Below are 14,344 nucleotides of genomic sequence, written 5' to 3'. Positions count from 1 at the left end.
AGGGTGCGCGGTTTCCCACGCACCTCATCTCTTATGCGTATTTCGCCTGGATCTCGTCCGAGATGTTCTGCGGAACCGGATCGTAGTGATCGAACTGCATGGTGAACTGGGCACGGCCCGACGACATCGAACGAAGCGTGTTGATGTAGCCGAACATGTTGGCCAGCGGCACGAACGCGTCGATCGCGATCGCGTTGCCGCGCGGCTCCTGCCCCGAAACCTGACCGCGACGCGATGTCAGGTCGCCGATGATACCGCCGGTGTATTCTTCCGGGGTGATCACTTCGACCTTCATGATCGGTTCGAGCAGTTTCGCGCCAGCCAGTTTCATGCCTTCACGCATGCACATACGTGCCGCGATTTCAAAGGCCAGAACCGACGAGTCAACATCGTGGAACTTACCGTCAATCAGGGCCACCTTGAAGTCGATCACGGGGAAGCCGGCCAGCGGGCCGCTATCCATGACGGACTGGATGCCTTTTTCAACACCCGGGATGTATTCCTTGGGAACGGCACCACCAACGATGCGGCTTTCGAACGAGTAACCTTCGCCCGGTTCAGTCGGCATGATTTCCATTTTGACTTCAGCGTACTGACCCGAACCACCCGACTGTTTCTTGTGGGTGTAAGTGTGCTCGATCGCCTTCGAGATAGTTTCGCGATAGGCCACCTGCGGGGCACCGATGTTCGCTTCCACCTTGAATTCGCGCTTCAGACGATCCACGAGGATGTCGAGGTGAAGTTCGCCCATGCCCTTCATGATGGTCTGACCCGATTCCAGGTCGGTTTCCACGCGGAAGGACGGGTCTTCTGCGGCCAGACGGCCCAGACCCTGAGACATCTTCTCCTGGTCAGCCTTGGTTTTCGGCTCAACCGCGATCTCGATCACCGGATCGGGGAAGGTCATGGTTTCCAGAACCACCGGATCGTTGACGGCGCAAAGCGTGTCACCGGTCGTGGTGTCTTTCAGACCTGCCAGCGCGATGATGTCGCCCGCGAACGCTTCCGTGATTTCTTCACGGTTGTTCGAGTGCATCATCATCATCCGGCCAACGCGCTCTTTCTTGCCCTTGGTCGAGTTCAAAAGCGTGTCGCCTTTGTTCAGGACACCCGAGTAGATGCGGGTAAAGGTCAGCGAGCCAACGAAGGGGTCGTTCATGATTTTGAACGCGAGACCCGAAAACGCCATCTCATCGTCCGCGCGGCGGGCAATGTTACGCTCTTCGGTTTCGTCACCGGGTTTGAAGCCCATGTAATCAACAACGTCCAGCGGGCTGGGCAGATAGTCGATCACGGCGTTGAGCAGCGGCTGAACACCTTTGTTCTTGAACGCCGAACCACCCAGAACCGGAACAAAGTCCAGCGCCAGCGTGCCCTTGCGCAGCAGTTTGCGCAGGGTCGGTACGTCGGGCTCGTTACCTTCCAGGTATGCTTCCATCGCGTCGTCGTCTTGCTCGACGGCGGCCTCGATCATCTTTTCACGCCATTCGTTGGCCATGTCCTGAAGCTCGGGGCGGATGTCGGTCTTGATCCACGAAGCGCCAAGGTCTTCACCCTGCCACAGCCATTCCTGCATGGTGACAAGATCAACCAGGCCTTCCAGCTCGGTCTCGGCACCGATCGGGATACCAACCGGAACCGCACGGGCGCCGGTACGGTCTTCGATCATGTTGACGCAGTTGAAGAAGTCAGCGCCGATCTTGTCCATCTTGTTGACGAACACCATGCGCGGCACCTTGTAGCGGTCAGCCTGACGCCACACGGTTTCGGTCTGGGGTTCAACACCGGCGTTGGCGTCCAGAACACAGACGGCACCATCAAGAACCGCCAGCGAACGCTCAACTTCAATCGTGAAGTCAACGTGGCCGGGGGTGTCGATGATGTTCAGACGGTGCTTGGGCGTATCGGCGTTCTGACCGTCCTCGGTGCGTTCCCAGAAAGTGGTGGTCGCAGCCGAGGTGATGGTGATGCCGCGTTCCTGTTCCTGCTCCATCCAGTCCATGGTGGCTGCACCATCGTGCACCTCACCGATGTTGTGGGATTTGCCGGTGTAATACAGGATGCGTTCCGAGCAGGTGGTTTTCCCTGCATCGATGTGCGCCATGATACCGAAGTTGCGGTATAGTTCGAGCGGATATTCGCGTGCCATTGGTCTAATGTCCTCTGGGGATTACCAGCGATAATGGCTGAAGGCTTTGTTCGCCTCGGCCATCTTGTGAGTGTCTTCCCGCTTCTTGACGGCGGTACCGCGCGAGTTGACAGCATCCAGAAGTTCACCCGCAAGGCGTTCTTCCATGGTGTTTTCGTTGCGTTTGCGCGACGCGGTGATCAGCCAGCGAATGGCCAGCGCTTCGCGGCGCTCCGGGCGCACTTCAACCGGAACCTGATAGGTGGCACCACCAACACGGCGCGAACGGACTTCGACGCTGGGTTTGATGTTGTCCAGTGCTTCGTGGAACACTTCGACGGGGGCGCGCTTGACCTTGTTCTCAACGCGATCCAGCGCGTTGTAGACGATCTTTTCCGCAACCGACTTCTTACCGTCGATCATCAGGTTGTTCATGAATTTGCTCAGCACCTTATCGCCATACTTGGCGTCGGGCAGAATCTCGCGTTTTTCGGCGGCGTGACGACGTGACATCTCGGCCTCTCCTTCTTACTTGGGACGCTTGGCGCCGTATTTCGAACGACGCTGCTTACGGTCTTTGACGCCCTGGGTATCCAGAACACCGCGCAGGATGTGGTAACGCACACCGGGAAGGTCTTTTACACGACCGCCACGGATCAGAACCACCGAGTGCTCCTGAAGGTTGTGGCTTTCACCGGGGATGTAGGAAATCACTTCGTAACCGTTGGTCAGGCGCACCTTCGCAACTTTACGCATAGCCGAGTTCGGCTTCTTCGGGGTCGTGGTGTAAACGCGGGTGCAAACGCCGCGCTTCTGGGGGCATTGCTCGAGGTGCTGCGACTTCGAGCGCTTGATTTTGGGCTGACGCGGCTTGCGGATCAGCTGCTGGATCGTTGGCATAGGGTCTCTTTCCCGTTTGCTTCACTTGTCATGCGCGGGGTTTCCCCCGCACGGCTTCGTCGTTTGATGCAGCTTGCGTTTCCACAAGCGCAAAAACCGCAATCGTTTCCATTCCGAGGCAAACGACGCGGTGAGTTCTCAGAGGGTGCGGCCTTCAAAATAGGCCGGACCTTGACCACTACAGTTTTGATATCGGCTCACGAGGGGCGACCCCCAATTACCGGATGGTCGGGCGTATAGGGGGAGTCGGAACGCTTGTCAACAGCACCCCCCGGTTGCGTGGACTTGCGGGCAATGCCATTGTCCCACAAGCGCGTCAACCGGGCCAGACAAGGGGACACCGTTCATGCACAGCCGCGACATGCAGGTGATCGGGATCTGCCGGTTTTCCTACCCCGCCATCGGCGGTTTTCAGGTGGACCACGCTACCCCCGAAGAACGCATGACCTTCCTTTATGATCCCGAACGCATGGAAGAACGGTTCCGCCTGTTCGAATCCTTTACCCTGCCCTGCCTCAAGGCGCAGACCGACCCGGATTTCACCTTTCTCGTCATCATTGGCGACAGCATGCCCCGCCGCTGGCGCAACCGACTCACCGATCTGCTCGCCGACATGCCGCAAGCCATCCTTCAGGCCCACGCCCCGGGCCCGCATCGCCCGGTGATGAAATCCGCGATCAACTCCGCCCGCCTGGAACGGGATGCCCCCTGCCTGCAATTCCGCATCGATGACGATGACGCAGTCAATATCCGCTATGTCGAACGCCTGCGCGAAGCGGCACAGGACCTGCGTCCGCTGATGCTCAAGAACCGTCACATCGCCATCGACTTCAACCAGGGCTATATCGCCGCCCCCACCAAACGCGGCATCAAGGCCACCCCTGTCGTTGAACACCTCTGGACAGCCGGGCTCGCCATGGCCATCCGCCCCGGCGTCGACCTCACGATCCTCAACTTCGGCCATTCCAAGATCAGCCGGTTCATGCCCGTCACCAGCTTTACCGGCGAAGACATGTTCCTGCGGGGCCATTCCGACTTCAACGACTCGCGCCAGAAAAAGAACGTGCGACCGGTCAAGCTCGACCTGCTGGACGACGCCGGCGAAGCCCATTTCCGCCGGGTCTTCAACATCGACGCCGATCAGGTCCGCGCGCGCTTTTCTTCCTGAGACAACCGCCGTCCCCGGATCAAAGTGAACACCCCGGCCCCAACTACGATCGCGCCCCCTGCCAACGTGAGCGCATCCGGCCAGTCCCCGAACACCACGAACCCCATGACTAGCGCCCAAAGCAACCCGGTGTACCGGAACGGCGCGGTAAAGGACACGTCCCCCGTCCGCATCACCAACACCGAGAATAGATAGCCGCCCAGAATGAAAAAGGCCGCACCGCCCAACAGCATGAGTTGCTCAACATCGAGCGTCACCCACTCCACACCCAGGCTCGCTACCCCGGAAAACAGCGTCACCCCAAGCGATGCCGCCAGCGTCACGGTCATCGACGGCACCTTGCGGGACATGCCCCGCGTCGCCAGATCGCGCACTGTCACGGCCGCAACCGCCGCCAGCGCATAAAGCGCGTAGATGTCGAACCCGTCCGGTCCTGGCCGCACGATCAGCAACATGCCAAGGAACCCGACGATGATCGCGCCCATGCGCCGCCAGCCAACCGTCTCTCCCAGAAACAATGCTCCACACAAGGTCACGGTCAGCGGCAGAACCTGCAAAATCGCCGTCACATTGGCAATCGGCATATGATAGAGCGCGGTGATAAAGAAATAGGCCGCCGCAATCTCGGCCCCCGTGCGCAACCCGACCAACCCCCAGTCTCGCGCCGGAAACCGGCCCCGGATCGGCCCCAAACTGCGCGCCAGCCCCCAGATCAGCAGGGTCGAAGCCGCCCCGCGCAAGAACAGCATCTGGAACAGCGGCACTTGCGGACCCAGCAGTTTGATACAGGTATCGTTCAGCGTGAACGCGGCCATTGAACACATCATCAACAGCGCGCCCTTCAGATTGTCGGACATCCCCTGCATCACAGCCCCCTGCCAGAACACAACCCGGCGACCCTAATGCGGCGTTCCCATTCCACCAAGTCCAATCTTCATTTTGCCAAAAATACTCATGCCAAAGGCAGAAAAGCCCCCGGCTCGACGCCGGGGGCTTTTCTTTTTTACCATCAGATCAGACGCTTAGTCGAAATCGCGGCTTTCAGGCGTTTCCACCAGGCCATTGTCGAACACGTCGTCCGCACCAAGGTCCTCGACCGGAGCGGCCAGCGCGGCTGCGGCCTCGGCTTCTTCGCGGCGGGCCTCGATCACGACATTGTCGCGATCCTGCGCGATCTTGCGCACGGCCTGCGTGGCCCCACCGGTCCCGGCCGGGATCAGACGACCCACGATGACGTTTTCCTTGAGACCCACCAGCTTGTCTTTCTTGCCCTGAACCGAGGCCTCGGTCAGAACGCGGGTGGTCTCCTGGAACGACGCCGCCGAGATGAACGACCGGGTCTGCAGCGATGCCTTGGTGATCCCGAGCAGGATCGGCTCGCCCTGTGCCGGGCGACGCCCTTCGGCAATCGCCTTTTCATTGGCATGGTCGAATTCGATCTTCTCGACATGTTCGCCTTTGAGCAGCGTGGTTTCACCCGAGTCGAGGATCTCCCACTTCTGCAGCATCTGGCGCACGATGACCTCGATGTGCTTGTCGTTGATCTTCACACCCTGAAGGCGATACACGTCCTGCACTTCGTCAATCATGTAATCGGCCAGCGCTTCGACACCCATGATCGACAGGATGTCATGCGGCGCGGGGTTGCCGTCCATGATGTAGTCGCCCTTCTGCACGAAGTCGCCTTCCTGCACCGGGATATGCTTGCCCTTGGGCACCATGTATTCGACGGTTTCCAGCGACTCGTCGCTCGGCTCGATCGAGATGCGGCGCTTGTTCTTGTAGTCGCGGCCAAAGCGCACGTAACCATCGATTTCGGCGATGATCGCGTGATCCTTCGGACGACGGGCCTCGAACAGTTCGGCCACACGCGGCAGACCACCGGTGATGTCCTTGGTCTTGGCGCCTTCACGCGGAATACGCGCAACCACGTCACCGGCTTTCACGTCCTGACCGTCTTCAACCGACAGGATCGCATCCACCGACATCGGGTAATGCACCGGGTTGCCCGCCTCGTTGCGCACCGGCTCGCCATCGCCATCCACAAGGATGATCTCCGGCTTGAGCTCGTTGCCCTTGGGCGCCGCACGCCAGTCGGCCACGATCTTCTGTGTCATGCCGGTGGCATCGTCGGTTTCCTCGCGCAGGGCGATACCGCTCACCAGGTCGACGAACTTCGCTGTCCCCGATTTCTCGGCCAGGATCGGAAGGGTATAAGGGTCCCATTCGAACAGCTTTTCGCCGCGCGAAATGGCCTGCCCGTCCTTGACGAACAGCTTGGAACCGTAACCCACCTTGTGGCTGGCACGTTCCTCGCCGGCGTCATCCATGATCAACAGCTTCATGTTGCGGCCCATGACAAGGGCCTCGCCATTGGCGTTCTCAAGGATGTTCGCGTTTTCGAAGACAATCTTGCCTTCCTGCGATGCTTCAAGGAACGATTGCTGACCACCCTGCGCAACACCGCCGATGTGGAAGGTCCGCATCGTCAGCTGCGTGCCGGGTTCACCGATCGACTGCGCCGCGATGATACCCACGGCCTCGCCGGTGTTGACCATCGTGCCGCGTGCAAGGTCACGACCATAGCACATGGCGCAAACGCCCTCTTCCGCTTCACAGGTCAGCGGGCTGCGGATACGTGCCGACGCGACACCGGCCTCGTCGATCATGTCCGACATACGTTCGTCGATCAGCTGACCTTCCGAGACGAGCACCTCTTCCGTGCCCGGACGCAGGATGTCTTCTGCAGCCACACGGCCCAGAACACGTTCTGCCAGCGATGCCACGACTTCGCCGTCATTGACGGCGGCTTCCGCGGTGATCGCATTGTCGGTACCACAATCATGCGCACGCACGATGCAGTCCTGTGCAACGTCGACCAGACGACGTGTCAGGTAACCCGAGTTCGCGGTTTTCAAAGCGGTATCCGACAGACCCTTACGGGCACCGTGCGTCGAGTTGAAGTACTCAAGCACCGTCAGACCTTCTTTAAAGTTCGAGATGATCGGGGTCTCGATGATGTCGCCGTTCGGCTTGGCCATAAGGCCGCGCATCCCGCCGAGCTGTTTCATCTGGGTCACCGAGCCACGCGCACCGGAGTGCGCCATCATGTAGACCGAGTTCGGTTCCGCTTCGGCCCCGTTCTCGTCCTTCTTGGCGGCCGAGATGGTGTTCATCATCGCGTCGGTGACCTTGTCGTTACACTTCGACCAGGCGTCCACGACCTTGTTGTACTTTTCGCCCTGGGTGATCAGGCCGTCCATGTACTGTTGCTCAAAGTCTTTCACCTGATCGCGGGTCTCGTCCACGATCGTCCACTTGTCATCCGGGATCACCATGTCGTCCTTGCCGAACGAAATGCCCGCCTTGAACGCTTCGCGGAAGCCCATGGTCATGATCTGGTCACAGAAGATGACTGACTCTTTCTGGCCGCAATAGCGATAGACGGTGTCGATGACGTTCTGAACGTCTTTCTTCCGCAGAAGCTTGTTGACGAGCTCGAACGGCGCCTTGGTGTTCTGCGGCAGCAGAGCCCCCAGACGCACCCGGCCCGGCGTGGTCTCGTAACGCTTCATCACCTCAAGACCGTTTTCGTCGATCTGCGGAATACGCGCGGTGATCTTGGCGTGCAGATGCACGGCGCCGCTATCCAGCGCGTACTGCACTTCGTCGATGGACGAGAACACCATGCCCTCACCCTTCATGCCTTCGCGCTCGATGGACGTATAGTAGAGGCCAAGGATCATATCCTGCGACGGCACGATGATCGGTGCGCCATTGGCGGGCGACAGAACGTTGTTTGTCGACATCATCAGAACACGCGCTTCCAGCTGGGCCTCAAGGCTCAGCGGCACGTGAACAGCCATCTGGTCGCCGTCAAAGTCCGCGTTGAACGCCGAACACACCAGCGGATGCAGCTGGATCGCTTTACCTTCGATCAGAACCGGTTCGAACGCCTGGATACCAAGACGGTGCAGCGTGGGCGCACGGTTCAGCATCACGGGATGTTCGCGGATCACCTCGTCCAAGATATCCCACACTTCGGGACGTTCTTTTTCCACCAGTTTCTTGGCCTGCTTCACGGTGGAAGACAGCCCCTTGGCTTCGAGACGCGAATAGATGAACGGCTTAAACAGCTCGAGCGCCATCTTCTTGGGCAGACCGCACTGGTGCAGCTTCAATTCGGGGCCAGTCACGATGACCGAACGACCCGAGAAGTCGACGCGTTTCCCCAAAAGGTTCTGACGGAAACGGCCCTGCTTACCCTTGAGCATGTCCGACAGCGATTTCAGCGGACGCTTGTTGGCGCCGGTGATCACGCGGCCGCGACGACCGTTGTCAAACAGAGCATCAACCGATTCCTGCAGCATCCGCTTTTCGTTGCGGACGATGATGTCAGGCGCACGCAGTTCGATCAGACGCTTCAGACGGTTGTTCCGGTTGATGACGCGACGGTAAAGGTCGTTCAGGTCCGAGGTCGCAAAACGGCCACCATCCAGCGGCACCAGCGGGCGCAGTTCCGGCGGAATGACCGGGATCACGGTCAGAACCATCCACTCGGGACGGTTGCCCGACTCGAGGAAGGATTCCACAACCTTCAGACGCTTGATGATCTTCTTGGGCTTCAGTTCGCCGGTGGCTTCGGCCAGATCGGCACGCAGCTGCTCGGCTTCGCTCTCAAGATCAATTGCCGCCAGCATTTCGCGGATCGCTTCGGCGCCGATATTGGCGGTGAAGGCGTCCATGCCATAGGCGTCCTGGGCGTCCATGTATTCTTCTTCGGTCATCATCTGGCCGTATTGCAGGTCGGTCAGACCCGGCTCGATGACAACGTAGTTTTCGAAATACAGAACACGTTCCAGATCGCGCAGCGTCATGTCCAGCATCAGGCCGATGCGGCTGGGCAGCGACTTCAGGAACCAGATATGTGCAACGGGTGCGGCCAGTTCGATGTGGCCCATACGCTCGCGGCGCACTTTCTGGAGGGTAACTTCGACACCACATTTCTCGCAGACAACGCCGCGATACTTCATGCGCTTATACTTGCCGCACAGGCATTCGTAGTCCTTGATCGGGCCAAAGATACGCGCACAGAACAGACCGTCACGCTCGGGCTTGAACGTACGGTAGTTGATGGTTTCGGGTTTCTTGATCTCACCATACGACCACGACAGGATGCGCTCGGGGCTTGCCAGCGACACCTTGATCTCGTCGAAAACCTTCGGCGGGGTCAGCGGGTTGAACGGGTTATTCGTCAGTTCCTGGTTCATTTTGATACCTCAAATTTGTGCGGAAGGGAGGATGGGTAAGGGCGCGTCGCCCTTACTCTTCTTCCGCATCCAGGAGTTCCATATTCAGGCCGAGGCCACGGACTTCTTTCACCAGAACGTTGAACGATTCCGGCACGCCCGCTTCAAAGTTGTCCTCGCCCTTGACGATCGATTCATAGACCTTGGTCCGGCCCGCGACGTCATCCGATTTCACGGTCAGCATCTCCTGCAGGGTGTAGGCAGCGCCGTAAGCTTCCAGAGCCCAGACCTCCATTTCCCCGAAGCGCTGACCACCGAACTGCGCCTTACCACCCAGCGGCTGCTGCGTGACGAGGCTGTACGGACCGGTCGAACGTGCGTGGATCTTGTCGTCGACAAGGTGGTGCAGTTTCAGCAGGTATTTGACACCCACCGTCACCGGACGCGCGAACTGTTCACCGGTACGGCCGTCGAACAGGATCGACTGTCCCGAGCTGTCAAAGCCCGCACGCACCAGCGCGTCGTTCACGTCACCTTCCTTGGCGCCGTCAAAGACCGGCGTTGCGATCGGCACACCACGGGTCACGTTGCCCGCCGCTTCGATCAGCGCGCCCTCGTCCATGTCGCGGATGCCTTCTTCATAGACATCTTCGCCATAGGCGTGGTGCAGCGCGTCACGCACCGGAGTCAGGTCGCCCGAGCGACGGTATTCCTGAAGCGCATCGTCCACCTTGATGCCCAGACCGCGCGCGGCCCAGCCCATGTGGGTTTCAAGGATCTGACCGACGTTCATACGCGACGGCACGCCCAGCGGGTTCAGACAGAAGTCGACCGGGGTACCATCGGCAAGGAACGGCATGTCTTCCATCGGTACAACCTTGGAAATAACACCCTTGTTCCCGTGACGACCGGCCATCTTGTCGCCCGGCTGAAGCTTGCGCTTCACGGCGATGAAGACCTTGACCATCTTCATCACGCCCGGCGGCAGGTCGTCGCCGCGACGGACTTTCTCGACCTTGTCTTCGAACCGGTGCTCAAGCGCCCGTTTCTGAACGCCATACTGTTCGTTCAGCGCTTCGACCACCTGTGCGTCGGCCTCATCAGCCAGCGCCAGCTGCCACCACTGACCGCGGCTCAGGCTGGCGAGCAGCTCTTCGGTGATTTCCGAGTTCGCCTTGACGCCTTTCGGTCCCTTAACAGCCACCTTGCCAAGGATCATGTCCTTGAGACGGGCATAGATGTTGCGGTCCAGGATCGCCATTTCATCGTCACGGTCACGTGCCAGACGTTCGATCTCTTCACGCTCAATCTGCAGCGCACGTTCGTCTTTTTCCACACCGTGGCGGTTGAAGACGCGCACTTCCACGACAGTCCCGAAGTCACCCGGCTTCACGCGCAGCGAGGTGTCGCGCACGTCGGATGCTTTCTCACCGAAGATGGCGCGCAGAAGCTTTTCTTCCGGCGTCATCGGGCTTTCGCCCTTCGGCGTGATCTTACCAACAAGGATATCGCCCGGCTCGACGTCCGCACCGATGTAAACGATGCCCGCCTCGTCGAGGTTGCGCAGCGCTTCTTCACCGACGTTCGGAATGTCGCGGGTGATCTCTTCCGGGCCCAGCTTCGTGTCACGGGCGGCGACTTCGAATTCCTCGATATGCACCGAGGTAAACACGTCATCACGCGCGATACGTTCCGAGATCAGGATCGAGTCTTCATAGTTGTAGCCGTTCCACGGCATGAACGCGACGACTACGTTCTTACCAAGCGCCAGTTCCCCCAGATCGGTCGACGGACCGTCCGCGATCACTTCGCCCTTCTGAACCGTGTCACCCACCTTCACCAGCGGGCGCTGGTTGATACAGGTGTTCTGGTTCGAACGCTGGAACTTGCGCAGACGATAGATGTCCACGCCCGCATCCCCCAGTTCGAGATCCGAGGTCGCGCGCACAACGATACGCTGCGCATCCACCTGGTCGATGATCCCGGCGCGTTTCGCCTGGATCGCCGCGCCCGAGTCGATCGCGACCTTTTCCTCGATACCGGTACCGACCAGCGGCGCTTCTGCGCGCAGGAGCGGAACCGCCTGACGTTGCATGTTCGAACCCATCAGGGCGCGGTTGGCGTCGTCGTTTTCAAGGAACGGAATGAGCGAGGCGGCCACCGAGACCAACTGCTTGGGCGACACGTCGATCAGGTCGACCGAACCCACCGGCGCCATGGTATAGTCACCGGCCTGGCGGGTGTTGACCATCTCGTTGATGAACTTGCCGTTCTCGTCCAGCGTCGCGTTGGCCTGAGCCACGGTATGACGCATCTCTTCGGTCGCGGACATGTAGTTCACTTCGTCCGTGACCTGACCGTCGACAACCTTGCGGTACGGGGTTTCGATGAAGCCGTACTTGTTCACGCGGGCAAAGGTGGCCAGCGAGTTGATCAGACCGATGTTCGGGCCTTCCGGCGTTTCAATCGGACACATCCGGCCATAGTGGGTCGGGTGCACGTCGCGCACCTCAAAGCCCGCACGCTCACGGGTAAGACCGCCCGGGCCAAGCGCCGAAAGACGGCGTTTGTGGGTGACTTCCGAAAGCGGGTTGGTCTGGTCCATGAACTGGCTGAGCTGCGAAGAGCCGAAGAATTCGCGCACGGCGGCAGCCGCCGGTTTCGCATTGATCAGGTCCTGCGGCATCACCGTGTCGATTTCGACCGACGACATGCGTTCCTTGATTGCACGCTCCATGCGCAGCAGGCCAACGCGGTACTGGTTTTCCATCAGTTCGCCGACCGAACGCACACGGCGGTTGCCGAGGTGGTCGATGTCGTCGATGTCGCCCTTGCCGTCGCGCAGCTCGACCAGCGCCTTGATGCAGGCGATGATGTCTTCCTTGCGCAGGGTGCGCATGGTGTCTTCCGCGTCCAGCGCCAGGCGCATGTTCATCTTGACGCGGCCAACAGCCGACAGATCATAGCGTTCGCTGTCAAAGAACAGCGTGTCAAACAGCGCCGACGCCGCTTCGACCGTGGGCGGCTCACCCGGGCGCATGACACGGTAGATGTCCATGAGCGCGGTGTCGCGGCCCATGTTTTTGTCCGCGGCCATGGTGTTGCGGATGTAGGGACCGACGTTGATGTTGTCGATGTCCAGAACCGGAATCTCGGTGATGCCGTTATCGACCAGCTCCTTGACGGTGCCGCCGATCAGATCGCCATCCTTGTCATATTCCAGCGTCAACTCGTCGCCGGCTTCGACATAGATCGCACCGGTTTCCTCGTTGATGATGTCCTTGGCGACATATTTGCCAACGATATGCTCGAACGGCACCAGAAGTTCCGTGATCTTGCCTTCGTCGATGATCTTCTTGACCGCGCGCGGGGTCACTTTCTTGCCCGCTTCGGCAATCACTTCACCGGTGGCCGCGTCAACCAGGTCAAAGGTCGGACGGGTGCCACGCACACGCTCGGGGAAGAACTTGGTGACCCAACCTTTGCTCTTGTCCAGCGTGTAGTTCACGGTGTCGTAATAGGCATCCATGATGCCTTCCTGGTCGAGACCCAGCGCATAAAGCAGCGTCGTCACCGGCAATTTGCGGCGACGGTCGATGCGGGCAAAGACGATGTCCTTGGCGTCGAATTCGAAATCCAGCCACGAACCGCGATAGGGAATGATGCGGCAGGCGAACAGCAACTTGCCCGACGAATGGGTCTTGCCCTTGTCGTGGTCAAAGAACACGCCCGGCGAACGGTGCATCTGGGAAACGATCACGCGTTCGGTGCCGTTCACGACAAAGGTGCCGTTCGGCGTCATCAGGGGCATGTCGCCCATGAACACGTCCTGTTCCTTGATGTCCTTGACCGACTTGGCGCCGGTATCTTCGTCCACATCAAACACGATCAGGCGCAGAGTGACCTTCAGCGGAGCCGAATAGGTCATGTCGCGCTGCTGGCATTCCTCGACGTCGTATTTGGGTTTTTCCAGCTCATAGGACACGAACTCCAGCACGCTGGTCTCGTTGAAATCCTTGATCGGGAAAACCGACTGGAACACGCCCTTGATGCCTTCGCCGTCGGTCGGCTGGGGCATGTCGCCGGAGTTGAGGAAAAGATCGTACGAGGATTTCTGAACCTCGATCAGGTTCGGCATATCCAGAACTTCACGGATCTTGCCGTAGTATTTACGAAGACGTTTCTGGCCAAGGTAGGTCTGAGCCATGGTCGATGTCACCTTTCATTTCTCACCGGTCGCGGCAGCCGTCGGGTCCCCGGCACCACGCCCATACGAGACGGTCGAAATATGGACAATTCCCGGCCACCGTCCCAATGGCGGCCTCCCGTTCCAAACCTCGCCTTAGAAAAGGCTTTTGACAAAAAGCCCTCTCTGAGACAGGTTCGGCTGGGCCCGGGAAAACCCCGGACCCAGCCTGAAAATCTGGCGGAACAGCGCCTCGCGGCACCATTCCTTCCCGATTACTTGACTTCGACCTCGGCGCCAGCTGCTTCCAGCTTGCCTTTGATCTCTTCGGCTTCGTCCTTCGAAACGCCTTCTTTGACAGCCTTGCCGCCGGCTTCAACCAGCTCTTTGGCTTCTTTGAGGCCCAGGCCGGTGATGCCGCGGACTTCTTTGATGACGTTGATTTTCGAGGCGCCTGCCGACTTCAGGATGACGTCGAATTCGGTTTTCTCTTCCTCAGCTGCGCCACCGGCGTCGCCTGCGGGGCCAGCAACCATTACGGCGCCGCCAGCAGCCGGCTCGATGCCGTACTCGTCTTTGAGGATGGTTTTCAGTTCTTGTGCTTCCAGCAGGGTCAGACCCACGATGCTTTCTGCGAGTGCTTTCAGATCAGCCATTTTAGACTCTTTCCGTTTTCAGTATGTGTGTTCCAACGTCGGACGCTTGTCCTTACG

The 14,344-nt window shown here is 59.5% G+C and carries 8 protein-coding genes; 1 reads left to right on the top strand and 7 read right to left on the bottom strand.

From position 1 onward, the window contains the following. Positions 1-31: 31 nt before the first annotated feature. Genes fusA through rpsL form a run of 3 tightly spaced genes read right to left on the bottom strand, consistent with a single transcriptional unit; the run spans position 32 to position 3,028 of the window. Positions 32-2,149: an elongation factor G gene (fusA, locus tag ACS3QZ_RS17550; protein ID WP_456038987.1), complete on the bottom strand. Its 2,118-nt coding sequence runs from the start codon at positions 2,147-2,149 to the stop codon at positions 32-34. Positions 2,150-2,170: 21 nt separating this feature from the next. Further along, positions 2,171-2,641 (bottom strand): 30S ribosomal protein S7, encoded by a 471-nt coding sequence (gene rpsG, locus ACS3QZ_RS17545; RefSeq protein ID WP_093097011.1) that lies wholly within the window; start codon positions 2,639-2,641, stop codon positions 2,171-2,173. 15 nt (positions 2,642-2,656) lie between these two features. Continuing rightward, complete coding sequence (rpsL, locus tag ACS3QZ_RS17540; RefSeq protein WP_054000841.1) at positions 2,657-3,028, bottom strand: 30S ribosomal protein S12; 372 nt, start codon at positions 3,026-3,028, stop codon at positions 2,657-2,659. A gap of 346 nt (positions 3,029-3,374) precedes the next feature. Here rpsL and ACS3QZ_RS17535 point away from each other — a divergent pair, with 346 nt between their 5' ends. After that, positions 3,375-4,196 carry a putative rhamnosyl transferase gene (locus ACS3QZ_RS17535; protein ID WP_456038986.1) on the top strand — a complete coding sequence of 274 codons (822 nt, stop codon included), beginning with the start codon at positions 3,375-3,377 and terminating at the stop codon, positions 4,194-4,196. Here ACS3QZ_RS17535 and ACS3QZ_RS17530 read toward each other — a convergent pair. The 4 genes from ACS3QZ_RS17530 to rplL all read right to left on the bottom strand — a co-directional run bounded on the left by ACS3QZ_RS17530 (position 4,169) and on the right by rplL (position 14,287). Then, complete coding sequence (locus ACS3QZ_RS17530; RefSeq protein ID WP_456038985.1) at positions 4,169-5,053, bottom strand: DMT family transporter; 885 nt, start codon at positions 5,051-5,053, stop codon at positions 4,169-4,171. The two genes, ACS3QZ_RS17535 and ACS3QZ_RS17530, sit on opposite strands and share 28 nt — an antisense overlap. Positions 5,054-5,218: 165 nt before the next feature. After that, positions 5,219-9,466, bottom strand: a complete 4,248-nt coding sequence (gene rpoC, locus ACS3QZ_RS17525; RefSeq protein ID WP_456038984.1) for a DNA-directed RNA polymerase subunit beta' — start codon at positions 9,464-9,466, stop codon at positions 5,219-5,221. A gap of 52 nt (positions 9,467-9,518) precedes the next feature. Next, positions 9,519-13,652 (bottom strand): DNA-directed RNA polymerase subunit beta, encoded by a 4,134-nt coding sequence (rpoB, locus tag ACS3QZ_RS17520; protein ID WP_456038983.1) that lies wholly within the window; start codon positions 13,650-13,652, stop codon positions 9,519-9,521. A 254-nt stretch (positions 13,653-13,906) separates the two neighbouring features. Continuing rightward, the gene (rplL, locus tag ACS3QZ_RS17515; protein ID WP_349981306.1) at positions 13,907-14,287 is read right to left on the bottom strand and encodes a 50S ribosomal protein L7/L12; all 381 of its coding nucleotides are present in this window, start codon (positions 14,285-14,287) and stop codon (positions 13,907-13,909) included. Between the last annotated feature and the right edge of the window lie 57 nt (positions 14,288-14,344).

It is taken from the genome of Shimia sp. W99, assembly GCF_053851455.3.
Note: the sequence above shows the minus strand (reverse complement) of the source record. Positions and strands in the feature narration are given on the sequence as shown.